The sequence below is a fragment of the Rheinheimera sp. genome, from assembly GCF_036782235.1.
Lineage (GTDB): Bacteria > Pseudomonadota > Gammaproteobacteria > Enterobacterales > Alteromonadaceae > Pararheinheimera.
Genome location: NZ_DAIPZL010000001.1, coordinates 397,653 through 422,076, shown reverse-complemented (window position 1 = coordinate 422,076; position 24,424 = coordinate 397,653). Strand labels below are relative to the sequence as shown.

Annotated in this window: 21 protein-coding genes; 5 read left to right on the top strand and 16 right to left on the bottom strand. The window is 47.7% G+C overall.

What is annotated here, in order from left to right; genetic code table 11:
* Positions 1-147: 147 nt before the first annotated feature.
* From V7P87_RS01795 to gloA2, 3 genes are all read left to right on the top strand, one after another.
* Positions 148-1,362, top strand: coding sequence for a dipeptidase (locus V7P87_RS01795; protein WP_333795899.1), 1,215 nt, complete (start codon positions 148-150; stop codon positions 1,360-1,362).
* Between the two features lie 119 nt (positions 1,363-1,481).
* A complete protein-coding gene (locus V7P87_RS01790; protein ID WP_333795898.1) occupies positions 1,482-2,198 on the top strand; it encodes a substrate-binding periplasmic protein in 717 nt (238 codons plus the stop codon).
* A 32-nt stretch (positions 2,199-2,230) separates the two neighbouring features.
* A complete protein-coding gene (gene gloA2, locus V7P87_RS01785) occupies positions 2,231-2,617 on the top strand; it encodes an SMU1112c/YaeR family gloxylase I-like metalloprotein (protein WP_333795897.1) in 387 nt (128 codons plus the stop codon).
* A 72-nt stretch (positions 2,618-2,689) separates the two neighbouring features.
* On the opposite strand, the gene V7P87_RS01780 is transcribed toward gloA2, so the two are convergent.
* The 15 genes from V7P87_RS01780 to V7P87_RS01710 form a co-directional block, all read right to left on the bottom strand.
* Positions 2,690-3,853 carry an alkaline phosphatase family protein gene (locus V7P87_RS01780; protein WP_333795896.1) on the bottom strand — a complete coding sequence of 388 codons (1,164 nt, stop codon included), beginning with the start codon at positions 3,851-3,853 and terminating at the stop codon, positions 2,690-2,692.
* 337 nt (positions 3,854-4,190) lie between these two features.
* Positions 4,191-4,685, bottom strand: a complete 495-nt coding sequence (locus tag V7P87_RS01775; protein ID WP_333795895.1) for a hypothetical protein — start codon at positions 4,683-4,685, stop codon at positions 4,191-4,193.
* Between the two features lie 6 nt (positions 4,686-4,691).
* The gene (locus V7P87_RS01770; RefSeq protein ID WP_333795894.1) at positions 4,692-7,100 is read right to left on the bottom strand and encodes an ABC transporter permease; all 2,409 of its coding nucleotides are present in this window, start codon (positions 7,098-7,100) and stop codon (positions 4,692-4,694) included.
* Positions 7,097-7,810 carry an ABC transporter ATP-binding protein gene (locus V7P87_RS01765; RefSeq protein ID WP_333795893.1) on the bottom strand — a complete coding sequence of 238 codons (714 nt, stop codon included), beginning with the start codon at positions 7,808-7,810 and terminating at the stop codon, positions 7,097-7,099. The genes V7P87_RS01770 and V7P87_RS01765 overlap by 4 nt, the downstream gene beginning before the upstream one ends.
* Before the next feature lie 10 nt (positions 7,811-7,820).
* Positions 7,821-9,050: an efflux RND transporter periplasmic adaptor subunit gene (locus tag V7P87_RS01760; protein ID WP_333795892.1), complete on the bottom strand. Its 1,230-nt coding sequence runs from the start codon at positions 9,048-9,050 to the stop codon at positions 7,821-7,823.
* 18 nt (positions 9,051-9,068) lie between these two features.
* Positions 9,069-11,177 carry a peptidase domain-containing ABC transporter gene (locus V7P87_RS01755; protein WP_333795891.1) on the bottom strand — a complete coding sequence of 703 codons (2,109 nt, stop codon included), beginning with the start codon at positions 11,175-11,177 and terminating at the stop codon, positions 9,069-9,071.
* 2 nt (positions 11,178-11,179) lie between these two features.
* A complete protein-coding gene (locus tag V7P87_RS01750; RefSeq protein WP_333795890.1) occupies positions 11,180-11,797 on the bottom strand; it encodes a hypothetical protein in 618 nt (205 codons plus the stop codon).
* 186 nt (positions 11,798-11,983) lie between these two features.
* The gene (locus V7P87_RS01745; RefSeq protein WP_333795889.1) at positions 11,984-12,154 is read right to left on the bottom strand and encodes a hypothetical protein; all 171 of its coding nucleotides are present in this window, start codon (positions 12,152-12,154) and stop codon (positions 11,984-11,986) included.
* A gap of 109 nt (positions 12,155-12,263) precedes the next feature.
* Entirely contained in the window at positions 12,264-12,875 is a 612-nt protein-coding gene (locus V7P87_RS01740) for a helix-turn-helix transcriptional regulator (protein ID WP_333795888.1), read from the bottom strand.
* 35 nt (positions 12,876-12,910) lie between these two features.
* The gene (locus tag V7P87_RS01735; RefSeq protein WP_333795887.1) at positions 12,911-13,051 is read right to left on the bottom strand and encodes a hypothetical protein; all 141 of its coding nucleotides are present in this window, start codon (positions 13,049-13,051) and stop codon (positions 12,911-12,913) included.
* A gap of 91 nt (positions 13,052-13,142) precedes the next feature.
* Positions 13,143-15,269 carry a winged helix-turn-helix domain-containing protein gene (locus tag V7P87_RS01730; RefSeq protein WP_333795886.1) on the bottom strand — a complete coding sequence of 709 codons (2,127 nt, stop codon included), beginning with the start codon at positions 15,267-15,269 and terminating at the stop codon, positions 13,143-13,145.
* 112 nt (positions 15,270-15,381) lie between these two features.
* Entirely contained in the window at positions 15,382-17,805 is a 2,424-nt protein-coding gene (locus tag V7P87_RS01725) for an alpha/beta hydrolase family protein (RefSeq protein ID WP_333795885.1), read from the bottom strand.
* On the bottom strand, positions 17,786-18,811 hold the full coding sequence (locus tag V7P87_RS01720) for a radical SAM protein (protein ID WP_333795884.1): 1,026 nt from the start codon (positions 18,809-18,811) through the stop codon (positions 17,786-17,788). The genes V7P87_RS01725 and V7P87_RS01720 overlap by 20 nt, the downstream gene beginning before the upstream one ends.
* A gap of 16 nt (positions 18,812-18,827) precedes the next feature.
* On the bottom strand, positions 18,828-19,460 hold the full coding sequence (locus V7P87_RS01715; RefSeq protein WP_333795883.1) for a hypothetical protein: 633 nt from the start codon (positions 19,458-19,460) through the stop codon (positions 18,828-18,830).
* A 64-nt stretch (positions 19,461-19,524) separates the two neighbouring features.
* Complete coding sequence (locus V7P87_RS01710) at positions 19,525-19,683, bottom strand: hypothetical protein (protein ID WP_333795882.1); 159 nt, start codon at positions 19,681-19,683, stop codon at positions 19,525-19,527.
* A gap of 634 nt (positions 19,684-20,317) precedes the next feature.
* On the opposite strand from V7P87_RS01710, the gene V7P87_RS01705 reads away from it, so the two are divergent.
* Entirely contained in the window at positions 20,318-21,751 is a 1,434-nt protein-coding gene (locus V7P87_RS01705; protein WP_333795881.1) for an alanine/glycine:cation symporter family protein, read from the top strand.
* Positions 21,752-21,817: 66 nt separating this feature from the next.
* Positions 21,818-23,449 (top strand): EAL domain-containing protein, encoded by a 1,632-nt coding sequence (locus V7P87_RS01700; RefSeq protein WP_333795880.1) that lies wholly within the window; start codon positions 21,818-21,820, stop codon positions 23,447-23,449.
* Here the strand turns inward: V7P87_RS01700 and V7P87_RS01695 are convergent.
* Positions 23,424-24,374 carry a 1-aminocyclopropane-1-carboxylate deaminase/D-cysteine desulfhydrase gene (locus V7P87_RS01695; RefSeq protein ID WP_333795879.1) on the bottom strand — a complete coding sequence of 317 codons (951 nt, stop codon included), beginning with the start codon at positions 24,372-24,374 and terminating at the stop codon, positions 23,424-23,426. The two genes, V7P87_RS01700 and V7P87_RS01695, sit on opposite strands and share 26 nt — an antisense overlap.
* Positions 24,375-24,424 lie beyond the last annotated feature (50 nt).

Below are 24,424 nucleotides of genomic sequence, written 5' to 3'. Positions count from 1 at the left end.
TGCTGTTGGCTGTATTTGTTTTATGCTCTGTGCCAGACAACAAAAAAATTGACAAAAACAATGATAAATCAGGGTTTTTACGCTGTGTGACTGGCTAAAAACACTGAATTTGCCGACAACAACGGCGTTTTCCAGAGGGACTATCCAGTGTTTAAACCTACTCTCATTGCTTGCAGTCTGACATTGCTGCTGGCCGGTTGTGCCAGCACTTCTGGCACTTCATCAACCAGCACAGTGGCGACAGAACCAGCTGGGCGCGCCCAGCAACTGGCACAACAAATGTTGATTGTGGATACCCATATCGACGTGCCTTACCGTTTGCAGGACAAATGGGAAGATGTCAGTGTGGCCGCTCCCGGTGGCGAATTTGATTACCCGCGCGCCAAAGCCGGTGGTTTAAATGCGCCTTTTATGTCGGTGTACATTCCATCCAGTTATGAAAAGTCCGGTGGTGGTTATCTGCTGGCCAATCAGCTGATTGACAGTATGGAAGCTTTGGTGGGCCGGGCGCCGGACAAGTTTGCTATGGCCTATAACGCAGATGATTTAGCCAAACATTTTAACCAAGGCAAAATTTCGCTGGCGCTTGGCATGGAAAACGGCACGCCTATCGATGGCAAACTGGAGAACCTGCAGCATTTTTATCAGCGTGGTATTCGTTACATCACGCTGGCGCATTCGGAGTCGAACCACATTTCCGATTCCAGCTACGATATGCGCCGCAAATGGAAAGGTTTAAGCCCCTTTGGTGAACAAGTGGTGGCTGAAATGAACCGGCTTGGCATGATGATCGATATTTCGCATGTATCCGATGACGCTTTTTATAAAGTGATTCAGCTGACCAAAGCGCCTGTTATTGCCTCGCACTCGTCTTTGCGTAGTTTTGTGCCGGGTTTTGAACGTAATATGGATGATGCCATGATCAAAGCATTGGCAAAAAACGGTGGGGTGATTCAGATTAATTTTGGTTCATCTTTTGTGGTGTCACAGGCCAACCAGTGGGGACTGCAATTTAAAGCTGCACTGGCCGCTGCGCCTAAAGGCACAGATGAAAAAATCTTCAGAGCTGAATATCTGAAAAAACATCCTTATCCATTTGCCAATGTCGACACTGTGCTTGATCACATTGATTACGTGACCAAACTGGTGGGCGTGGATTATGTTGGCATAGGCTCGGATTTTGACGGTGTCGGTGATTCTTTACCTGAAGGCTTAAAGGATGTATCTATGTACCCGAATCTGATTGCAGGTTTAATTCGCCGTGGTTACAGCGAAGCCGACATTGAAAAAATTCTGTCCGGTAATTTGCTGCGGGTGTGGCGTCAGGTTGAAGCTCAGGCCAAGGCGCAACAAGGGCTTTAAAAGCCAGTGATATCATCAAGGCGCCTGTGGCGCCTTTTTTATCTGTGGTACCCAGATTGGCTGAGCCGCAATTCTGCCACTAAGCTCATTTACAGTGCTTTGGTATGGGACTGTTGATGATGAGCCGTTTTTTACTGTTGTTATTCATCATGCTGAGCTGGCCGCTTGCGGCAGACAACATCAGGCTGATGACCAAAAGCTGGCCCGGTTATACCAATGAAGATGGCAGCGGCGGTTATTTTGAGCTGGTGCAACTGGTGTTAACACCCAAAAAAGGGGAGCTGCAACTGGAGTTCAGCAACTTTAACCGTGCTGTGGGTTTGGTGGAAAAACAGCAGGCGGATATGGTGTTGGCGGTGACAAAAGAAGATGGCCATAAGCTGTTATTGTCAGAAGAACCCATTGATTTTGATACCATTATGGCGGTTTATCGCCCCGGGTTGCGCCAGGGGATACCATTAACGGTCAAGGCACTTGCCGAGCTGCGGCTGGCCTGGGATCTGGCCTATAACTACGGTGCTGTATTGGGGCTGACCGCCGAAGGTTATGAAGTGCATTCGGTGCAACAAGGCCTTGAAATGGTCATTAAAGGCCGCATTGACGTTTACCTGGCCGAGCAGGCCGATTTAAACGAAAGTGGCCAGCCACTGCTGCAAAACCATAAACTGGTGCTGCAGGAAATACTGCAGGTACCTGTTTATGTTGGGTTTTCGCATTCGATACGCGGCGCTATGCTGAAAAAACGCTGGGATAAAGGCATGGCGGCGTTACAACAATCCGACGCGCTGAAACAGTTGTATCAGCGTTATCCGGGCATGCGCCGGCCCGCGCCTTAACATTGCTACCACTGATAGTTCCGGAGAGACTGTTGTTATTAGCCATAGACCACGTTGCCATTATTTGCAGCGACTACCAAAAATCAAAAACCTTTTATAGTCAAACGCTTGGGCTTAAAGTGCTGGCGGAGCATTACCGCGCTGAACGCCAGTCCTGGAAACTGGATTTAGCCTTGCCGGATGGTTGTCAGCTGGAGCTGTTTTCATTTCCTGATGCACCACCAAGGCCAAGCCGACCTGAAGCTCAGGGTTTGCGCCATTTGAGTTTTGTGGTGGCCGATGTCGCACAAACCAAAGACTGGCTGGAAGGGCGCGGCATTGTGGTTGAACCTATCCGGGTGGACCCTTATACCGGTAAAGAATTTACCTTTTTTGCCGATCCGGACGGCTTGCCGTTGGAAATCTACCAGCGCCGTTAACAGCTCGCCTGGTGTACTACCCGGCGCCCGAGGGCATATCCGCAGTTGCAGGCGCAGTTTTGAGGTGCAGTATTAAGGTGCAGTAGCCGGCAGACTGTTGTTGCCTTGTGCCAGCTGCTGACTGTTGCCCGACACCGGCAAAGCAGCCTGGGCTTTATACTGAAAATGCTGAAAATCATAACCTAAGAGTTCTGCCACTGTGCTTGCCACCTGATGTTGCCACCAAGTGGTGCCGGTGTTTTTGATGCCCTGGGCCGCAATGGCGGGGCCAAGGGCTGCCAGCCAAATCTCGTCTGAACCTTCAACTGCAGCGCTACCGCTGAGTTTTTGCAAATAACCGGCCAGAGCCCGAACACTGCCATGATGTGACCAGCTGTCGGCGTGGCGGCCACGACCATGATCTGTGGTGATCAACAAAGTGGTTTGATTGCGGTAAAAAGGGTCGTTTTGCAGCTGCTGCCACAGCTCAGCAATAAACTGGTCGCTGCGTTTGGCCGCCCATAAATATTGATCATACTGGCGGTCGTGAGCAAAGTCGTCGGTTTCACCAAAAGCTACATAGAGCAGTTTAGGTTTTTTCCGTTTTAGATATTCCAGCGCAAACTGATGGGTAAATACATCTAGCCGCACCGAAGCCCAGGGGCTCGGGGTTTGGCGTTGTAGTTTATTCAAAAGTTGCAGCTCTGGGGTCAGCTCACCACTGGCACTGGCAAAACCGGCATTGACCGGCAACTGGCTGCGTGGCACGTTCAGAATATAAGGCAACATATCCCAGGAGCCAAAAGCCGCCACCTGGCCCTGTAAAGCCGGTTGTTGATTCAACCATTCCAGCACTGTGACATTGGGATTGTATCTGCGGGTATTGTTATGCAGGCCAGGGTCGGCCACACCGCTCAGCATTTCGTTATAACCGGGGTAAGATACCCGGGCTTTGTTACTGACATTCATCAAAGAGCCCTGGTGACGGTCACCAACCAATAAACCCTGTTTTTTAATCATCTGGTGAAAAAACGGCATCAACTTTTCCGCTTTATTGCCTTCGAGTAAAGGGCTAAGCAGTTTTGCATCTCTGACATAACGGCCGTCATTGGCAAGATGTTCGTCAGCACCATAAAACAATTCCTGCCAGCGCAAACCGTCGATACTGACCAGCACTACTTTAGGGCTGAAGTTGCTGTTCTTTGGCTGCGCAGCTTGTGCCTGCTGGTTCAGCGCCAACAACAATATCAACAGCAATGGCCACAGTATCTGTTGCCAACATCTTTGGATACCGCCTGCTGATAAGAGAAAGGCACTTGGTAAATCAGACAACGTTTGCTGGTGGGTGAAAAGTGCAAAGCTGATTCGGTTCATCAGTCATCCCCGGTTGATGCAAGGTTTCACCTGCAAAGTGTTGCGCCTGGGAATGACAATTTGGTGCGATTTTTATAACCAAATAATGAAGTTTCAACAAAGTTGGCAGGGAAAAAGGCTGGGAAAACTGTGATCAGCTGTTAGTTTTTCCAGCCGTAGATGGGGGGCTGACGATTTTAGTGTGGTGCAGGCGTTTTTAACCTTTTAAGCCAGTGAGCGTTTATTGCTCCTGACCAATGACCAGCTGATAAGACTCGCCATACAAAGATTGATAATCGATGACAATCTTCATTCTGCTGAACATTGCCACTCGTTCAGATTCGGCCTTAAAGCAGGCTTTTCTATAGGTGCTATAGACCATCTGCCGATCTGCAACTTTATAAAAACGACCAATGTTGCCACGTATATAACAATTGGGGTCTTCTCCTAATGCCAGCAGAAAATCCTCCCGGCTGGCATAAGATTTTCCATCCACAAAATACTGTAAGCCTTTGACCTGCGCGGGCCCCATCCCATTGTTGTTGATAAAGAGTTCCCAGCTACCATCATCCTTGCTGTTCATCTCAGTTTCCAGATAAGGTCTTAACGATATCCTGTTGTGCTCTTGCATACTGATGCCCTGCCAGATGGACGTCGCCAGGGCACAAAGTGCCACCAACATGGAACACAACGCAGTGTATTTTTCCCAGTTGATGGTTCTGATAGCTTTGCTCATCAACTGTTACTCATTACGCAGTGCTTTAATTGGATCGGTCAGTAATACCCGGCGTAACGGAATAAAACTGCACAATAATGCGGCCAGGGCTAACAATAGCAATAACGCAAACACCAATCCCCAGTTTGCCAGAAACATTAACTGCGGCATGGTACGGCTAAAACCGGCGAGAAAGAAAAAACAACAGAAACCCAGCAGTAATGCTGCGCCTATTGGCTGTGTCAGTTGCATCAGATTACCCTGCAGCAATTGCTTCAGGCTGGCACCCATTGCCATTTCTACCCCGAGTTGATAACGACGCGCCTGCACCAGATAGCTCACTATGCCGGCAATCCCGGCCAATACAGTTAATAAACTCATCAACGCCAATGTGGCCGATAACGCGGCGGCGAGGCGGTGTGCCAGTGAAAAACGTGCAAATGCATTCTCGACACTGGTGAGTTCTAACAGACCCAGCCGCGGATCTTGTTGCTGTAACATGTCTGCGATGAGGCTATGCTGCAAAACGGCACCAGGGTTCAGCTTCAGCAGGTAGCTGTAGTCATTATTGCCGTTGTTGTCCGCCGGATAAAAAACCTCATCCACTTCAAAACCAGGATCGCCCGGGAAGTTGGTATTGGCGACGACCCCGATGATTTGACGTTGGGTACTGTCACCGCTGAGCGAAATACTTTGTCCTGTGGCGGGTTTACCACTGAGCCGGGCAATACGATCGGCTAAACGCTGGTTGACGATAACCGGATAATGCTCCAGGCCAACTTGATCTGGCTGGAAATCCTGTCCGCTCACTTCCAGACCGTAAAACTGAAAGTAGCCAGGGAGTGTGGCTATTTGTCGTGCCGTTGAAATGACCTCACCCTGCGCATTATTGATCGCATCCTGTTTCCGGACTCTGGGTGCTCTTGGCTCTGACACCGCAGTGACTGCTATAATATCAGGTATATCCGCCAGGCGTTGTAACATGGCTTTGTGGTTATTTTGCCGTTGCTCGCGATTTTCCAAATCTGCGTAATTAACGGTCAGCGACCAGAGGTCGGTACTATTGATACCGGTAGAGCGGTTTGCTTCAGTCCAGGCAATGACAAACACGTGCGCAGTCGCCAACAGGACCAATAAAGATAAAAATAACTGCACACCAATTAAGCTATGAGCCACCCCTTGTCGTAACTGTTTGCCGGCACCTTTCCCGCTGCTTTGCAATGCCGACATCAGCTGCTGTTCCCTGACACTACTCAACTCAATCCAGCTAAATAAAAGCGCAATCGCCAGTAATACAACAAGAGTGAGCAACAGCATCAATCCATCAATACGCAAAGCACTGATGCGAGGTAACTGAGCGGAGGCCACCTGTGTGATAGTGCTGAATCCCAGCCAGGTCAGGGTTAACGCCAGTAAGCCGGCACCGAACAACAGCACTGCATTGTGTTGAAACACCTGAATAAACATTTGTTTTTTGCTGGCACCAAAGGCATAACAAACCGCCATTGGCTGCAAGCGTTTGACAGCTCGCGCTAGCTGCATGCTGGATAAATTCACCAGCGCAATTAAAGTAAGAAGTGAAACACCAGCCAGTAACATCAGGACTAACTTGCCAGAATCGCCGCGGATTTGCTGATAGAGCGGCACGACCTTGCCGGAATACTCAAACATGTGTTGTAAATCGGGATGGCGCTGGGCCGAGGCTTGCTTGAGGATCTGAAAGGCTTCTGCACTGGCCTCTTGTGGCGTGACGCCGGGCTTTAACCGACCTAACGCATAAAAACCTGCGGAATAACCATCAAAGCCACGGATATCAACAAATTCATCCATATCCAGTGGCAACCAAATTGCCTGGTGTGCATCTTGAAAGTCGGGTAACTCCAGCGGCTGTTTTAACACCCCGATCACGGTAAACTGACGTTGATTCAGTTGAATACTTTGGCCAACAATATCCGGTCTGCCCTGATAATGTTGCTCCCAGACGGCCTGACTTAACACCACCGAAGGTTGTTTATTGCCAGCTTGCTCCTGCTCGTTAAATAACCGGCCTAACAAAGGCTCAACACCCATCACGTCAAAAATATTGTGGGCACCGAACAGCACCGAAACTTTGGGTCGAGCCGGTAAATCCAGCAGTTTGTATTCCGTTTGAAAATTAAAATAAATAGCCGTCTGTTCAATAAGTTGGCTTTTTTGTTGAAAATCAAACAAGGTCTGTAAGTTACTGGCCTGGTGTGTAGCCCCCTGATAATTCAGTTCACCGCCAATAAAATACAGCTCCCGGTCATTTTTATAGGGCAGGGGAGCAAAAAAAGTAATATTCACCAGACTGAGCACACTAAACAGCAGCGTAAGCGTAAACACCAGGCTGAGTATTACAGTGACATAATATTGCCGTGCCTGATGAAATTGACGCCAGATCATTTGCCAATTCATGCCACCTGCTCCTGTACCTCAAGATGTGAAGCGGCAGCATGGACCACCTTGCCATCAAGCAGATTTATTTGCCGGTGCGCCATAGTGGCATAACGCGGGTCGTGGGTGACCAGAATAATAGTGGTGCCCTGAGCATGCAGTTCAGCCAGCAAAGCCATCACGGCATCACCATTTTTTGAATCCAGGTTACCGGTAGGTTCATCGACCAGCATAATGCCGGAATCTGCCGCCAAGGCCCGCGCGATGGAAATACGTTGCTGCTGACCACCGGATAGCTGGTTGGGAAACAAGGCGGCCCGATCGGCCAGACCCACTTTTTCCAGACACTCCAACGCCCTGGCCTGACGTTGCTTCAGGCTGTCACCACGGTATTTAAGAGGTAAGGCGACATTGTCGAGTACGGTATATTCATCAATCAGATTAAATGCCTGAAATACAAAGCCTATTCGCCGGCTGCGCATCTGCGCACGTTGCTCTGCGTTCATGTCGGACACGAGCAAACCGTCAATAAAATACTCACCACTGTCAGCAGTGTCTAACAAGCCTAAAATATTTAATAACGTCGATTTACCGCAGCCGGAAGGACCGCAGATGGCGACATATTCGCCTTCCTGCACACTAAAACTGACACCATCCAGCACCACTTGCGACTGGTCACCAGACTGAAAGAGTTTTTTAAGTTGTTTTACTTTGAGTACATCGGTTTTCATGACCTGTTCCTTATTGAGTCAGTTTGAGTTGTGACACGCTGCTATCAAACTGTAAGTCGCTGACAACAATACGATCGCCAGGCACCAGACCTGACACTATTTCAATTTGTTGACCAGAGGCCTTACCAAATTGCACCGGCACGCGGCTGGCAATCTGATTCGCATCCAGTTTAAACAGCTCAACCCTTGCATCCTCAGCCACGCCGGCCGGGCGGTCGACAAAGCTCACCTGGCCGCGGCTCTGGCCATGGATCCGAGCGTCAACCATTTGCATAGGGCGAATATCACTGCTTAATTGCTCGGGTAACAGAATATCGACCTGTACTGCACCGTCAGTCACCACAGGGTCAATACGCACCACTTGACCTGTGACAATGCCGTGACGTGTATCCACTTCGGCGTTCGCGCCCAACTGCAACAACCGCACTTGCATTTGTGGCACTTTTATCTCGGCCACTAAAGGTGAAAGGCTGCCGACTAACGCCAGCTCATCACCGACGTTCACACTTTGGCCAAGGTTCACCGGCAAACGTTGCAACACGCCCTTCATACCGGCCCGAACCACCAATTGCTGTACCTGAGCAGTTGCGTTGTTCAGTTCGGCTTCGGCTTGTTGAATATCTTCCTGCTGGATCAACAGGTACTGCTGGTGCACCTGTTCCAGTGTGGCCAACTTTTGTTTTTCCAACTGATAACGTTCCGCCAACTGTATTGCTTTGGCACGGCTGCGCTTGGCATCCATGCCGGAGATAATGCCGGCAGTGGCAAGCGGAGCTTCGGCCTCAACCTGTAATGCGGCCAATTCTGAGTCGGATTTCAGTTCAGCGAGGCGGGAGCTTTGCTCTAAAATTTCGCGTTGTTGCTCCAGCACCAGGCGGCGGCTGTTGCTGCGTTTATTGTGCAGGTTCGCCAATGCTTGTTGTGCCGCAACTTCAAGTGCGGGGTTTTTCAGTGTCAGCAGGATAGTGTCGGGTTCAACAACGGCGCCGGGCCGCAATTTTATTTCATCGACAGTGGCAATATTGCTGGCTGTCAGCAGCCTTTGGTTGCGCGATTGTAAACTGCCATACCCTGTGACCCGTTGGACAAAGTCACCGCTTTGCACTGTAGCCACACTGACACTGGCTTCGCTGACATAATGTAAACCTCCGGCAAAGCCGATGCTCCAGCCGCTGACCAGTAACAGCACTGACAGCGTGCCAATGGTGCTATACACCAGAGTGCTAACTTTATTTTTCATCGTTGCTATTCCCTATTTTTAAGCACTTTTTGCAACTGGCGCTATCGCCGTTAATTCGGCTAAATCAATCACCCGATCGGCAGCCTCAATGGTCTCTTTGCGGTGGGCAACACTGATCCTTGTCATGTTTTTTTGTTTCAGATATTGATTGACGCGTTGCTCACTTAAGCTATCCAGATGACTGGTCGCTTCGTCCAAAAACAGGATCTTCGGCTGGGTGTAAAAGGCCCGCGCCAGTAAAATTCGTTGTTTTTGCCCGCCTGATAATGCACTGCCCAGATCGCCTACCTGAGTGTACAAGCCCATAGGCATTGCTTGGATCTCATCCCAGATAGCGGCACCTTTGAGTGCCTCTTTGACCAACTCCAGATTTGGCGAAGGGTCGAAAAATGTGATGTTTTCGAGGAGTGAGCCATTTAATAATTGATCATTTTGCATCACGGTCGCGCTGAAGCGCCGGAACTGTCGAAAGCCCAAAGTCTTGAGTGGCATACCATCGAGCAACAAATCACCTTGTTGTGGTTGGATTAACCCCGTCATAATTTTGAGTAAAGAGGACTTACCTAAACCGGACCGGCCCACAATCGCCACCGACTCTCCGGCCTTGATGCTAAAACTCAGCCCCTGATACAGCCATGGCGTATTTTCACTGTATCTAAAATGCAAATTCCGTACTTCTAATGCACCCGCCACTTGCCCGCTTTGCACTGCGATTCTGCCCTGATCCTGCTCAGGTTCCTGCATCACAATATCGGACATCCGCCGCAGGTAAGTGCCGGCAATACGAAAGCGGAAAATGTTATCAATCAAGGATTGGGCACTATCCGCAAATTGTTGCCGGTAGGCGAGATAAGCCAAGAACATGCCCAGACTCAAAGCACCGTCAATAATAAACTGCGCTCCAATCAGCACTATCACCAGATACTCGATCCTGCTCAGGGCATTCTGGGTCACATCACTGGCAATGGTAATTTTTTCGCGTTGGATACTGGCGTTTAAGGTGTCAGCATAAAAATTCATCCAACTGGATAAGCGGCTGTTTTCTTTAGCAAAACTTTTTATTGGCATGATTGCCCGTATGGTTTCAATAAAATGACTATTTTCCCGGGCGTGTTTGCTTAATTGTTGTTCTAAATGAGTATTTTCTTTGTTTGTCAGGAAAAAACGAATGATGTACAGCGTCAGCAAAAAGCCAACGGAAACAAGTGCCAGCTCCTTGTTGTAATGAAACATAATCATTAAGGTCGACACGCTTAACAATCCATCGACCACTGCAGTGATAAATCCGCGGCTAATCAAGCGTTGGACTTCATTAAAAGCTTCAAATCTGGATTTGATATCGCCAACATGCCGACTTTCAAAAAAACTCAAAGGTAAATGCAGCAGATGCCGTTGAATGTTGGCTTTTATCTGAAAGCTCAGATTTTTATCCAGATACATAATGGCAGCGGCACGGATAATCTGTGCCATGACCGAGAGTACCAGCACCAGGGAAAAGCCAATAAATACCGACCACAACAGACTGGCCTGGCCGGAACTTATGCCCTGATCAATCACCACCCGAATGTAATAAGGAGAAACAAGCAGCAAGCCCTGTAGCAGTAGCGCGATGATAAAAATCTTGCTTAAAGACGACCATAATCCATCAACTTTGCCGATAAATTGACGCAGCGGTACCCGGATGCGTTCATCTTTGCGCTCGAAATTGCCTGAGGGAACCAGCTCAATCACAATGCCGGTGAAGGATTCTGACACCTGATTCCAGTCCAGATGAAGACGCCCTTTGGCCGGGTCATGAATGGTAATGCCGCGGCTGGTCACTTTTGCCAATGTGACGAAGTGGTTAAAATTCCAATGTAAAATGGCTGGTTTTTTCACTTTGGCCAGTTGGCCTAAATCGAGTTTAAGCACACGGGCCGATAAGCCTAATTCGTCAGAAATCTGCACTATTTGTTTTACGGTCACGCCATGCAAACCTGTAGGGTACTTCTGACGCATCGCCAACATATTGGTTTTAAAACCGTGATAACAGGCGACCATCGCAATGCAGGTAATGCCACATTCAGCGACTTCGCTTTGCAGATAAACCGGCAGCTGTTTGCTGCTAAATTGAATGTAGTCAGACATGTTCATTGACGACCCTCACCAAGCAAAGCAAAAAAGTTGTCGCGCTTTACGCTGAGCTCCAGTCGAACCGCCGCTGCAGGGTGCAATACCGCAACATCATAAGCAGGCTCTAACTGAATACCGATGTTCATGATGCCTTTTTGAAATGGGCCGACGACCGAGTGCACCTTGCCTTTCGCCTGATGATGACCCGCTTTCAGTTTGACCAGCTGGCCGGGTTTTAACTGCTCGGATTTTGCCCCGGACAAGGTAAAGAAAAATAAGTGTTCGTTATTCACCCGCAGAATTTTGGCGAAGGCTTGAAAAGCTTCAGCTGTTGTTCCTGCATTGAGTATTGAAAAATAAATGCCTGTTTCATTGCTGCTGATGAGATCTGTCTGTTCAATGCGACTGGCTATATCAAAAGTACGAACCTGAGTAATAACCTGTTCCCGGTTGATACGGCTGCCATCCGGATGTAAATGTCTTTCCACCACAATCGGCACTGGTGATACGATCGGAAAATAATTGGATTCATGTGCGACAAGGTTTAATCGCTCTGTGCTGACAAAGGGATAAAGAATCGCCAGGGACAACATAAAAAAAACCGCAATGACCATGGCCAGCAGCGCTTTATCCAACAATAACGGCTGCTGAATCACCGAATCACCAAACTCCTGTGATTTGTATTGCTGGCGCAGCGCTTCTTTACGAAAGAGCTTCAGATATGACATCTCAGACTGTCCTGTTCGGAAAATAAGGTGTTTATAATCAGCGACGTCTCACCCTCTGTCACCCTGTCAAAAACTTCAGTATCCAACGTCTGGTTAAGGCCGTGGTGTAGTCACTGCATCGTCTTCCAGCTGGATGTAAATCTCGTCGGGATTGAGAAAACCACCAACAATTTTGTCCAGTTCATCCAGGGCTGTGACTTCGATAAAACCTTCTAAAGTGGTATTTGCAGTTAACGGTTGGTCCAGACTAAAAAAATCATTCATGATGCGCCTCGATACTTAATCAATGGGTTGTGTAAGGGTGTGATGAAGCGCCTGATACAACAATCATCAGGCTATTCTTTTTTTATAACTAATTAATAACTACAAAAAATCACAGTATATTCATGCAGTTATGAATGAGCTGCTGCCTGTTGCTGCTGCCGGTTTTTTGCATGCTGTTGCTAAGGTGGAAGTTCACCGTGCGTTCGGTGATGCTGAGGATCCGGCTAATTTCCCAGGAAGTTTTACCTTGAGCAGCCCAGTAAACGCATTCTATTTCACGTGGGGTTAACTGAGAGTGGCGAACCTTGTCGCTGCCGTTCAGTCGTCGATAAGTGTCATACAGATACATCGCAATCACTTGCCAAAACCAGCCAAGCTTTTCAGCGAGTTTTGGTTCGATAACTGATGCGGAAAAACCCAAAATGAGACATCCATAATCCGGACGCGACGCCACCACAGGAATCAGCAAGCTGGCCTGTGGTAAAGTCGTTTTGAGCAAGTCATCGGAGTCAGACCAGCAAGGTTTGCAACAATGCAGGTTGAGCTGTTTTAACGTCGCCGCAGTCAGGCGTTGTTTGACAGGCTCAGGTACTGAACCCATAAAGACAGTGTGATTGCTATGTACAACAAAACAACACCAGTCTATATGGGACAATTCCGCGAACTTAATGACATAAGCTTCCAACTGGAGCAATGTTGTCATCTGGTTCAGTTCGGCCACTGTTTGCTCAAAAAAACTCATATGGCCTCCCGTCTTTAATCTTCGTTGTCACAGGTGGCGAGAACCTGACAAATAGTAAATGGAGTGTCTGATTCTTTGTCAGGTGTTTCTGTGTCGGCATTTACTGCAAATGCCGCGGATGACAGGATGGATATCGCAAGTAAGATTTTCTTCATGTTAACGCTCCTTATTGTTGGTCAGGAAAATGGTGACCGCAAACAGGAGCTGAGAGAATAACGAAAAGCTCAGTTTACTGTGATTAATTTGTTATTTTTTAGTAATGAACGCAGATAAAGCCACTTGATGCAGATTGGTGGTACGCGCCCCCACGCTATAAACCAGTATTTGGTTGCCATTGTCGTTAATAGCAAAACGAGGACGCATTTTTTCAAACGGGAAATTGGTTTTTTTTAACTCGCCACTTGCTAGATCCAGTTGGTTTAACCTGGTTGATGCCAAGTCAAAATCACTCCAGATTATCCGTTGCCCCTTGATATACCAACGGCTGATGAAATCAGTGTTAATACTATGGCCAAGAGGTTTGATCTGACGGAATTGCTGATCCAGCAAATATAAATCCCCCTGATCCATAGCGCCGACAAAACCAAGGGGAGTTTCCCGTACAGAGCGGTATCCTTTGACCAGCGGTCGAATACTTTTTGTGGCGCGTTCAAATTGAAACAGTTCCCATTGCCCCGCAATTAACTGACCGAAATAAACTTTGTTGCCATCCAGAGAGAAAGCGGCTTGGTTATCAAGATAACTCTGAGAAGACGAAATGAGCTCAAGTGAGCTATTTTCCAGATTCAGCAGCATTAATTGCAGCCCAACACGCAATAACAATACACGCTGTTTTGGGTGATACTCCAATAACTCTAACTGTTGATCAGTGCTATACAAGACCTCTTTGCGATGACCAGTTTGATCGTATTTCACTAAAGACCGATGATCTTGCGTTTGAAAAACGCCAAAATACTCTTGTTCATTGTCGGCATAATTGATCATCCGCACCCCCTGTGGCACGTTGACCAGACGTTTTAAAGAGACTTCAGGAGTAAGGAATAACTCGCGAAACACCGGTTCCGACAAATATTCATTTTGCAGAATTAATAACCGCGACTCGGGCCCGACGATAGAAAAATCGGCGATTTTTTCCTCGCCATGTTTCATGATGAGTCTTTGACTGTTGAATGCCAATTCAACCAGAACCAATCCGCTTTTATCCAGAGCAATCAGCGACTCTTCACCAACCCAGTCCAATTTACCGACCCGACCCAGGGTATTTGCAGAGTAGAGGATACGCTTTGACTGAACATCCTGAACTTCCAATCTGAACTCAACACCATTAACCAGTACAGTATTGGCTAACCACTGCCCCGACGGGGAGTAAACGGATTGATATATATGCTCTATTGCGCTACTTCGCGCCTGCAACAGCTTTAATTCTTTTGACCCTGCCTGCCACTGATATAACTTCAGGGTGCCTTGCACTTCGTCAGCGGCATTAATTATCCAGTGACCTTTGCTGGTTCCGGGGCTCAAATGAGAAATAATTGGGAAGTTTGCCACAGTTTCTTCCCGCACCAGCTGCATACTTTTGTCCAGCTGCAAATGATAGATGGCGGAATCTCCGAGCTTCTGATTAACAACTAGCAGGGATTGATCATCATCAAACAGCAACATCGAAGGTTGCTGGCTGGCCACTGGCAAAATGCGGATGTCACGGCTTTGCCGGTTCATAACATAAATTTGCCAGCGATCGTTTTGGTTTTGCCGGCCGATAAAGGCCAGATGAGTCCCATCCGGAGATACCGCCAGGCCGCGTTTTTCTCCGACCGTCATCGGGATCAATTGTCCGGACAATGGTGACTCTTCAAACAAAGGGGTTTGTTGTTGCCAGAGCAATACCAGCCACAGCATGACTGCACTTGCAAACAACAGCAGAACCAAAGCAAACTGCCGAACCGGCCGATGACGGTGAATGTCTGTCTGCCCTGACGTGAAGGCATAACCCCCAGACACATGCAACATGCCGGCATGCGTTTCGGTGAGGCTCACGCTTTCTGTTGGTTCTACAGGAACATCGGCAACGTCACAAATCAGTTTGTAACCGCGCTTTGACAGAGATTTGATGTATTTGGGTTCGGCAATATCGCTGTCGCCCAACAGCGTGCGCAGCTTCTTAATGGTTCCCCGGACCGCGGTATCGCTGACAACACGACCAGGCCAAACCTGATCATGCAATTCCTGCAGGCTGCTGTAGCGATCCCGGTTGCGATACAAATAAGCCAGCAGCTCAAGTACCTTGGGTTCTGCTCCTAATTCAATATCACCGGAAAACAGCAGGTTACTACTGGTATCGAGAACAAAATCACCCAAGATAACTTTGGACATACACCAAAAAAGCCACAAAAATTTAATGGCATTATTACCTGTCAATTACCTGTTGGGCAAGTGATAAAACCAGGTGAGCTGATGACTTGTGCCTAAAGTAGTTCCGTCGGAGTTAATTGAGCTGGGCACACTCCCGTAACCAGCCAGATTGCTCTGTCAGCATCTGTTTTATGGTTTCCTGATAACGATACACGTGGCGTTCTTTCTTTAATAACAATAGCTTGGCATGCTGTTTGTTTGCCTGAAGTGCCTGAAACATCATTTCAGACTGCAAAGGCGAAGTGCCTGGATTTTCATCGGCCATGCCATGGATCAGTAACACCGGTGTTTTAATTTTATCGGCATCAAAAAATGGCGACATGCGCTGATACAACTCAGGTGCCTGCCATAAAGTGCGTTTTTCACCTTGAAAACCCAGCGGCGTTAGCGAACGATTGTATGCACCGCTGCGTGCGATAGCACAGCGAAAATCAGCGCGCCCGGTCAGCAAACTTAACGCACTGAATGCGCCGTAAGAGTGTCCCATCAACACCAGGCGACTGGTATCAACACGGCCAGTATTCTTTAGCGCGGTAATTAACGCCGAGATATTTTGCTGCTGCTGGTGCATAAAGGTGTCATTCGGTTCTTGCCCATCCTGACGGATGATCGGCGCATGACTGGCATCGACAACGGCAAAACCATCATCAAGTGCGACCAGTGGACCCAGCGGGTCAATTGGCACAAATATTTCTTGCTGCGATGGTTTAGGTTGTTGCTGATGTGTACGGTATTCGCGTGGATAGAGCCAAATCACTGCGGGTAACAACTCATTGCCCTTGAGCTTTGGCAGGTATAACTGGCTGTACATCTGCACGCCATCATTACGCTTAAATTCCAGTAAAACCGGCTTTGGCGTCGGAGATAGCCCTTCGGAGTGCCAATCATAAATCAGCAAATCTGCTGAATTTTTTTTGTGAAGCCACAAGGACGGAGCGCGCTGGGCCGACTCTGTTGAGACAATAAACCATTCACTATCGTTTTGTATGCGCAGATAAACCGGTGTCTGACTATGTTGCTGATGATTGGGTTTTAATATGGTGAGCTGATCCTTGGGCTCTATCCCTTGCCGGATAAGATAAGCTCCATCTCCCCAACGATGTTGTCCTTTTGCGAGGAAATAAACTTCCTGAGATTTTTTACTCACCAACTGATTTCGTCCATCAGGCTGGGACTGGGTTACCAACTCGCCCGGAAACTCAGCCTGGTTGGTATAGTCGTATTGTGTTAACAGTGTCGGAGTCTGATGAATTGTATTGAACTGCAGGCTCCAGTATCTCAGCTGTTTTAACCCTGCGTGAAAATCTGTGTAAATGAGTCGTCCATAGGCGGACAGATACAACTGATGCAATCGCCATTGAGATTTGAATAGTTCCTGGGATAATTCGTTAAATGGTGCCGCTAACGACATGACTGCATCCCGGTATTGCGCTGCCACTTTGTGTCCGCGTGGTTCTAAACTCTGCACCCAAACTAAAGTCGCGGGCGCATCAGGACGCCATTGCAACAAACGAGGGCCTGATGCTGCTGAGTCTGCCTCTCTGGCACCTTGTTGATCCGTCTGGAGTTTGGGCAGTATTGCACTTACTTTTCCGTTTGCAATTTCGACAATCTGATATTCGCGTGCCAGCCGGTTGAGCATGACGCCTGGTTGTATTTCATCCGCAAAATGCTGCACCAACAAATAGCGCCCATCAGGGGAAACACTGATCGACTCTAATAGCAGCTCAGCCGTTAATGGCCGTTTTTCGCCATTTTTACGCAACAGCACTGCTTGTTGGCGTAGCAAGCCGGCAAAATTCAACAGTGCAAATTCGGAATCAAGGGTATGACGATAGACTCTGGTCTGCACGGATTGCGTTTTTGTCACCTGTAGTGTGGCAGTCTGCATTGTTGAAGTATCAAGGGGTTGCATGGCACTGTGGCGGATCACCACACTTTGGCTATCTGGCAACCAGACAATCGCAGCTGAGTCTAATTGCCCGGACACGGCAATTTCAGACCAGAATTCAGGTTGTTGCGCCGACAGGTTGAAGCGCCAGACATCCAAAGCCTTTGCACTCACACCAATCATCGCGAAGCTTTTGGAGTCAGGCGCCCAAAACACATCATTTATTTGCCGATCCGGCAACGACAGCTCGGTACTTTGCCCGGTGTTTAACTGAATTAATGTGAGTTTGTCAGCCAATAGACTGCCCGACTCCAGAGGACGCTCACGATCAAACTCACGTCCGAGCAGTTCAATGTGCGCTGCATTGCTTTTGGAATGGATAGAAGGGTAACCATTCTTACTTGCCAGAACCAGCCATTGTTGGTCTGGTGATAAGCGCATCAATCCTGCACCAACATTTTGCAGCAACTGCTGGTAGCGCTGTTGCGCCAGCTGCTCTGGGGTATCTGCGGAAGTCCCTGCGGCAACCAGGCCGCCAGTGAGCGCAACAACACAGAGCAGACAGCGACTGATACAAACTGACCAATTACGCCACCTGAATGACATTGATCTCTCCGACTGTTACATTTTTCTTTTCGGGATGAGCATTCAGGTAACTTAAAGGGCAACCCAGACGCCATTTATCAAGGGTGTCAAAGCCGCTAATCCAACTGCCAATTTTTTGATGTTGAAGACTTAAAGTACCGTCTTCATTGATTCGGCCGACTTTATTAATATCATCCTTTAAAGCAACAGTGCATTTGTTCAGGCTGCCATCTGCCCGGACTGCCAGCGAGTTTGGTTTGGATGCGTAGCAAATATAATTGGGTTTATCGCCTTGATTGCCGTAATAACGGGCATTTAATTCAGCTACAAAATGGGCGGCACTTTTTTTGCTGATTAATTGCTGTACTTTGTCCTGATCACCACCAAGGTTTGAGATTGCTTTAAAAAACAATGAAAAGCGTGGGTCATTGGCCAGGTGTTGCTGATAGAGCTTCAGAAAACGCTCTATTGCGTCTTGATTCAGATCGGTTACATGAATGCGTAAAATAATGTTGAACTCTAAGTCGGTTGCAGCAGCATCCATTAAACGTTGCCAGATACGGGTAAAACTCCCCCGGCCATTTTTTGTAATCCTGGTTTGATTATGTACTTCTTCATCACCGTCAATAGAAATCTGAAAACGGGTTTGATTCAGCGAGACCAATCGGGCTAGTGTGGTGGTGTCCAACAGAAAACCATTGGTTGTCACGTCACCAATAATTTTGCAATCGTATTGCTGACATAAATCATAGGCGTGTTCTGCAATCTCAAAGAGTATCTGTTTTGCGACCAGCGGCTCGCCACCAAACCAGGAAAGGCTAAGACATTTTAGTTTTTTTACTTTGTGTGTTAATAGCTGCTTTACGGCGTCAACTAACCACCTTGGCATATTCCCAACTTCAAAGTCTTCATAACAATAAACGCAACGGAAATTACACTCTTCGGTAGGGAAAAGAATCAAGTTAAAAATATCATTTCTTAACGAGTACATGACATCTTTTCTATCAAAACCTTGAACCATGCTCATTTTACACCTCGGCTTTTTACTTGTTCATCAGATGATTAATCAGGTCGTAAAGATCATCGTCCAGATTTTTTTTATCTAAAGAGGAAATGTTAATTCTGTACTTTCCTTTCACGATTAATGTTGGAAGAGATACAATGGATTTATTTTTGACAAGCTGTAAATTTCTATCCTTTAATTTAATAAATGACTCGGATATATCGTTTTCCTGTAATTGGTTTTGAGAAAATAATGAGTTTAACCCTGAGTCAATTAATATCTTATTTATTTTTTCTTCTGAGGATATGTCTTTTTTTTCAACATGAAAGGCGTTAAAAACTATTTGATCAAGTTGGTCAACGCTCTTGTTTTTAATGGCAAGTAAACGAACCTTTGCAAGGTAACTGTTGATCGCTGGCGCTTCGCTGGATACATGACTAATGTAAGTTTTTTCAATAACAGTACGTTCTGATAGCCGTTGTTCCAGGCGATTTAATGTGGATTGAAAACGAAAACAATGAACACAAAAATATGAAAAAATCTCTTCTATTGACTCTGATGTGACTCCGGTATCCGTAACAACATAGTGCTTTCCTTCAATATATCTCTCTTGCGCGCTCATTCCAAATGAATGGATTGCCAATAAAAAAACCATGAATATTTTTTTAATCATCATTATCACCAGAGAGTTCTCAGCAAGTTAATTTTGAAGTTAACCTGCTGAGAATGAGATATCACTACTTCTCTTTGCAGCCGCAGTTTGAGTTGGAGCAGTTAAATAAACACTCTTCATCAACTTCTTCTGGGTTGCTTCCGCCTGAAATATCTTCCAGGAATTCATCGTTCAGTTTTAAATCGCCATTTTCGTCTAACAGTATTTTGTTATCTTCACTCATAAATCACCTTTATTAGTTTGTTTATCTACTAGTGCAATTGAAAAATGCGATATCAGCATAACCAGAACGAATGATGTTTAAACCTGTAAAATAGAACAGGTGCTATAGCCAGAGAGGCTCAGGTAAAAAGCAGGTAATAGAATTTTGGCTATTCAATGAAATATTGATGTCATCCACGAATAAATCAGCATTGAGGCGTGGCACATTGATATCGGAAGAATAAGAATAATTTGCGAAGTTTGAGCATCAAGATGATGTTAAGTGCGATACGATGGGACATCGTTATGCGGGTAAAGTGATAGCAGCAGAGCCCAATTCACTGGTATATCTCGCCAAAATAATAAAGTAAAAGCCATAGTGGTGACAGTGTGGTGCGCCTGAAAGCTCCCCTGACTTTTTGTCGCTGTCATCAACTCAAGTTCCTGGCACCTGGCTCAGCGAAACAGCTGCAATACACTCAGACTGAGTGTCCTCACCGACGAATATCACCAATGCTGAGTTGAATCTGATGACACTGATAGCTGGTAAAACCAATGTCATATGAATCAACTGATAAGTTTTGTAAATAAGATGGCAGGGCAATGGCGGGAAATTTTGTGGTAAGGTGCTGATTTTTGCAGCCAGAGATTTCCAGATGTCCAGCGAGTTCAGCTTTCAGCAGGCTTTTGAGCAATTCAGCACGGCGCTTGCCAGTGTGGTGTTTTATTCATTTCAGGTGCAGGGTGTTGCCATCCCTGTCACAGTGTTATGGCTGATGTGTGGTGCCATAGTGTTTACCTGTTATCTTGGTTTTATCAATATCCGTGGTTTTCGCCATGCGTTGCGTGTAGTGCGGGGGGATTTTGCCGATAAAAATGACAAAGGCGAGATCAGCCAGTTTCAGGCATTATCAGCGGCTTTATCCGGCACTGTCGGCACCGGCAATATTGCCGGTGTGGCTGTGGCTATTACCCTGGGTGGCCCTGGTGCCACCTTCTGGATGATAGTGGCTGGTTTTTTGGGCATGACCACCAAGTTTGTGGAATGTACGCTGGCGGTGAAATACCGGCAGATTTTGCCGGACGGCACTGTGGCCGGTGGCCCTATGTATTACATCAAAGCGGCGCTTGAAAAATATAATTTACCCAGACTGGGCAAATTCCTGGCCGGATTTTTTGCTGTGGCCTGTGTGTTTGGCTCTGCCGGTTTTGTGCATGTGAATCAGGGTTTTGTGCAGGTAAAAACAGTAACAGGTTTTGATAATGCCTGGCTCTTTGGTTTTATTTATGCAGTGCTGGTGGCGCTGGTTATTGTCGGTGGCATTAAAAGCATAGGCCGGGTGACCAGCAAACTGGTGCCTTTGATGTGTGGTATTTATCTGGCCGCGGCGCTGGTGATCATTGGGCTGCACTGGCAAGACATTCCTGGGGCACTTCTCACTATAGTCAAAGGCGCTTTTGCCCCTGAAGCCGCTTATGGTGGGGTCATTGGCGTGTTGATCCAGGGATTTCGCCGTGCCGCTTATTCCAACGAAGCCGGTATTGGCTCCTCACCTATTGCCCATGCTGCCGCCCGCACCAATGACCCGGTTTCCGAAGGTTTTGTTGGTTTGTTAGAGCCTTTTATCGACACTGTGGTGATTTGTACCATTTCGGCTTTGGTGATTATTTTAACCGGAGCTTATCTGCAAACCGGACTGGACGGTGTGCAGCTGACGTCTTCGGCTTTTGCCTCGGTGTTTGACTGGTTTCCGCTGGTGCTGATGGTGGCTTTATTGTTATTTGGTTATTCCACAGTGGTGAGCTGGGCTTATTATGGCCAGAAAGGCTGGGGCTATTTGTTTGGTGAACATAAATACAGTATCCGCAGTTATAAGGTGCTGATTTGTGCCGTAGTGGCTATGGGGGCTGTACCTAATGTACTGGCGGTGTTTGATTTTATCGACTCGATGATTTTTCTGATGGCGGTGCCGAATATTCTGGCTTTGTATTTGTTATTGCCGGAAGTAAAACAGGATCTGCAACTGTATTTGCGAAAAATAGCGGCCGGAGCTCCACAAAAAGCAACATCAGTAGCAGAGCTCAGATAAATCCGTGCCTTGGCTCGACAAAATTCTGTGTGGCAACAACACTGAAATAATAACGTGGAGGTGATTGTGCAGAACCCGGGAATTTTATGGCAACAGTATGGACGCTGGATTGGCTTAGGTTTGTTATTGCTGGTGGCGAATCTGGCTTTGTTGTTGGTCAGCAAAGCCAATGCGGCAGGTCTGGCATTTGAGCTTTGGGCTTATTTGCTGTTTGATGTGATGTTGTTGTTGCCGCTTTGGTTATTGCTGGGGCGGCTGGAACACTACCAGCAACAACAACAGGAAATCGCCGCTTTATCCGCCCAGCTGGATGCTTTAATGCAGCAGGCGCACTTACCGCTGTCACAACAGGACAGCCTGAGCAGTAAATTAACCTTATTACAGCAAAATCAGCAGGCGCAGGCGCGTCGTGAGCAGGAAATCCGTCATCTGGTGCGGGTGCAGGGGCTGATCGACCACGATCTGGCCATTGGTAACCGCATCTATTTTGAAAGCAAACTGCAACATTATCTGAATGACCCACAGGAAGTCTCATCCGGCGCTTTGTTTCTTATTCAGGTGAGTCATCCGGAGATGTATCTGGAATTGCCATTGCAGGTGCAGCGGCTGGCAGGCTGTGCCGAGTTATTAACCCAGCTGTGTGCTCATTTGCCCCAAACCGTGTTGGCCCGCATTGCCGACAATGACTTAGCGGTGTTGTTGCCTGGCCTGACGCAAAAAGATGCCGAAACCATGGGCGACCGGATGGCCTCTATTTTAAGCCGCTCCAGTTATTTTGCCGATTACCTCGATTTTGACGTTTTGCATATTGGTTATGTCATTTATCAGCAGGGGCAGGCCCCTTATCAGCTGATGGCTGAAGCCGATATGGCGCTAAAAACAGCGCAGCTACAGGGACCCAATGCTGCTTATGGCTTTTACCCCAACCATAAACCTAAAATTAAAGGTTCGGTCTGGTGGCGCACTGAACTCAGTAACGCATTAAAAGAACAGCGGCTGATTTTATCTTTTCAACCGGTGTTTTCCTGGGAGCAACATGATGTGATCCAGCATGAAGTGCTGGTGCGGTTGCACAGCAGCGAAGGCGATAAACTCAACGCAGCGGTATTTTTGCCGATGGCAGCCAACTGTGGTTTAACCCAGGCCATTGACCAGTATGTGTTGCTCAAAGCGGCAAAATTATGCCAGCTGGAAAACTTCGGCAACAACAGGTGTAGTGTCAATCTGGCGGTGGAAACCCTGCTCAGCAAAGATTGGTTGCAGTGGTTGGGTGAGATGCTGGCGCAAGAGCAAATTCAGTCCCGGCAGTTTGCGCTGGAGGTGGACGAATATCATCTGCAGAAAAATTACCGCAAGTTAAAACCTGTATTAGCGCATTTGCAGCAGCAGGGTTTTGCGCTGATCATCGACCATGTCGGTTTGTCGATAGAGCCTTGCCCTTATCTGGATGAGCTGAAGGTTGACGCCATTAAGTTGCATCCTTCTGTGGTGCGGCATCTGGATTTACAGCTGGAACAACAATTATTTGTCCGGGGTTTAATCAGCTGTAATACCAACAAAGGGGTGCGGGTGATCGCCACAGGCGTTGAGAGCCTCAAAGAATGGCAGGTGCTGCAAAAGCTCGGGGTCAGTGGCGCTCAGGGTTATTATTTTAGTCAGCCCTTGTCGCAAATTATTCCGCAGGACCAGCCACATTAACAGACCCCAGCAACAGCTGATACTGTTGCTGGTTAATCAAACCGCGATAATAAAGCCCTGCAAGACCCTGCAAACCGCCGGTGTGGAAAAATGCAATATGGCTACCCGGCGCAAAATCCCCTTGTTGCGCCCAGCCCACTAAACTGTGCAGTGCTTTGCCGCTGTAAACTGGTTCGGTGTAAATCTGCTGCTGTGCCAAATCCAGACAGAACTGCAAGGTCTGCTGCGTAAATTTGCCATAAGGCTTTTGGCTTTGCTCCTGACGCAGTTGCCAGTTGGAATGCTGAACCGGCAATAACTGGTCAATGCGATCTGGCAAGGAGCTGTCTTTGACCACTGAAATACCCAACACCGAAGTGTCTGGATGGGCGGCAATTAAACCAGCCAGAGTACCGCCGCTTGCGGTTGCGCAGGCAATCAGGCTGGCGGTGCCCGCCGGTGTCCGGGTGATGGGAAGTTCGGCCAGCCCGGGCAAGGCCAATGGACTGCTGCCGCCTTCGGGTACAAACAGAAAATCCGGATATTGGCTTTGCAGCCAGGCCAAAAACTCTGGTTGTTGTTTTTGCCGATATTGTTCTGGCTGCACAAACTGCAGCTGCATACCAAGTTCACGGCAACGGGTCAGGGTTGGGTTGTGCCAATCAGGGGCGGACGAGCGCACTATGCCAACAGTATGAAAACCAAAATGCTGGCCGGCCGCCGCTAAAGCAACCAGATGATTGGAAAAGGCACCGCCAAAACTCAGAATTCCCTTTTTGTTATGTTGTTGTATTTGCTGGATGTGATACTTTAGTTTTAACCATTTATTCCCGGCAATGTCAGGCACCCGGCAGCTGAGTGTGGCAACCCAAATCTGGATTTGCCGTGCTGTGAGCAGGGGGTCAACAAGGAGCTGCCATTGCAGCTGATAAAACGGATCGGACATTTCAGCACCCCGGGAACAACAAACAGCAGATTATACATAGTCTCAGGGCT

Bases quoted from the DNA above. Each gene is read 5' to 3' on its own strand.
- V7P87_RS01730 (WP_333795886.1), bottom strand. From the start codon at position 15,269: ATGTCCAAAGTTATCTTGGGTGATTTTGTTCTCGATACCAGTAGTAAC.
- V7P87_RS01725 (WP_333795885.1), bottom strand. From the start codon at position 17,805: ATGTCATTCAGGTGGCGTAATTGGTCAGTTTGTATCAGTCGCTGTCTG.
- V7P87_RS01790 (WP_333795898.1), top strand. From the start codon at position 1,482: ATGAGCCGTTTTTTACTGTTGTTATTCATCATGCTGAGCTGGCCGCTT.
- V7P87_RS01775 (WP_333795895.1), bottom strand. From the start codon at position 4,685: ATGAGCAAAGCTATCAGAACCATCAACTGGGAAAAATACACTGCGTTG.
- V7P87_RS01760 (WP_333795892.1), bottom strand. From the start codon at position 9,050: ATGAAAAATAAAGTTAGCACTCTGGTGTATAGCACCATTGGCACGCTG.
- V7P87_RS01755 (WP_333795891.1), bottom strand. From the start codon at position 11,177: ATGTCTGACTACATTCAATTTAGCAGCAAACAGCTGCCGGTTTATCTG.
- V7P87_RS01695 (WP_333795879.1), bottom strand. From the start codon at position 24,374: ATGTCCGATCCGTTTTATCAGCTGCAATGGCAGCTCCTTGTTGACCCC.
- V7P87_RS01765 (WP_333795893.1), bottom strand. From the start codon at position 7,810: ATGAAAACCGATGTACTCAAAGTAAAACAACTTAAAAAACTCTTTCAG.
- V7P87_RS01705 (WP_333795881.1), top strand. From the start codon at position 20,318: ATGTCCAGCGAGTTCAGCTTTCAGCAGGCTTTTGAGCAATTCAGCACG.
- V7P87_RS01715 (WP_333795883.1), bottom strand. From the start codon at position 19,460: ATGATTAAAAAAATATTCATGGTTTTTTTATTGGCAATCCATTCATTT.
- V7P87_RS01745 (WP_333795889.1), bottom strand. From the start codon at position 12,154: ATGAATGATTTTTTTAGTCTGGACCAACCGTTAACTGCAAATACCACT.
- V7P87_RS01770 (WP_333795894.1), bottom strand. From the start codon at position 7,100: ATGAATTGGCAAATGATCTGGCGTCAATTTCATCAGGCACGGCAATAT.
- V7P87_RS01710 (WP_333795882.1), bottom strand. From the start codon at position 19,683: ATGAGTGAAGATAACAAAATACTGTTAGACGAAAATGGCGATTTAAAA.
- V7P87_RS01720 (WP_333795884.1), bottom strand. From the start codon at position 18,811: ATGAGCATGGTTCAAGGTTTTGATAGAAAAGATGTCATGTACTCGTTA.
- V7P87_RS01735 (WP_333795887.1), bottom strand. From the start codon at position 13,051: ATGAAGAAAATCTTACTTGCGATATCCATCCTGTCATCCGCGGCATTT.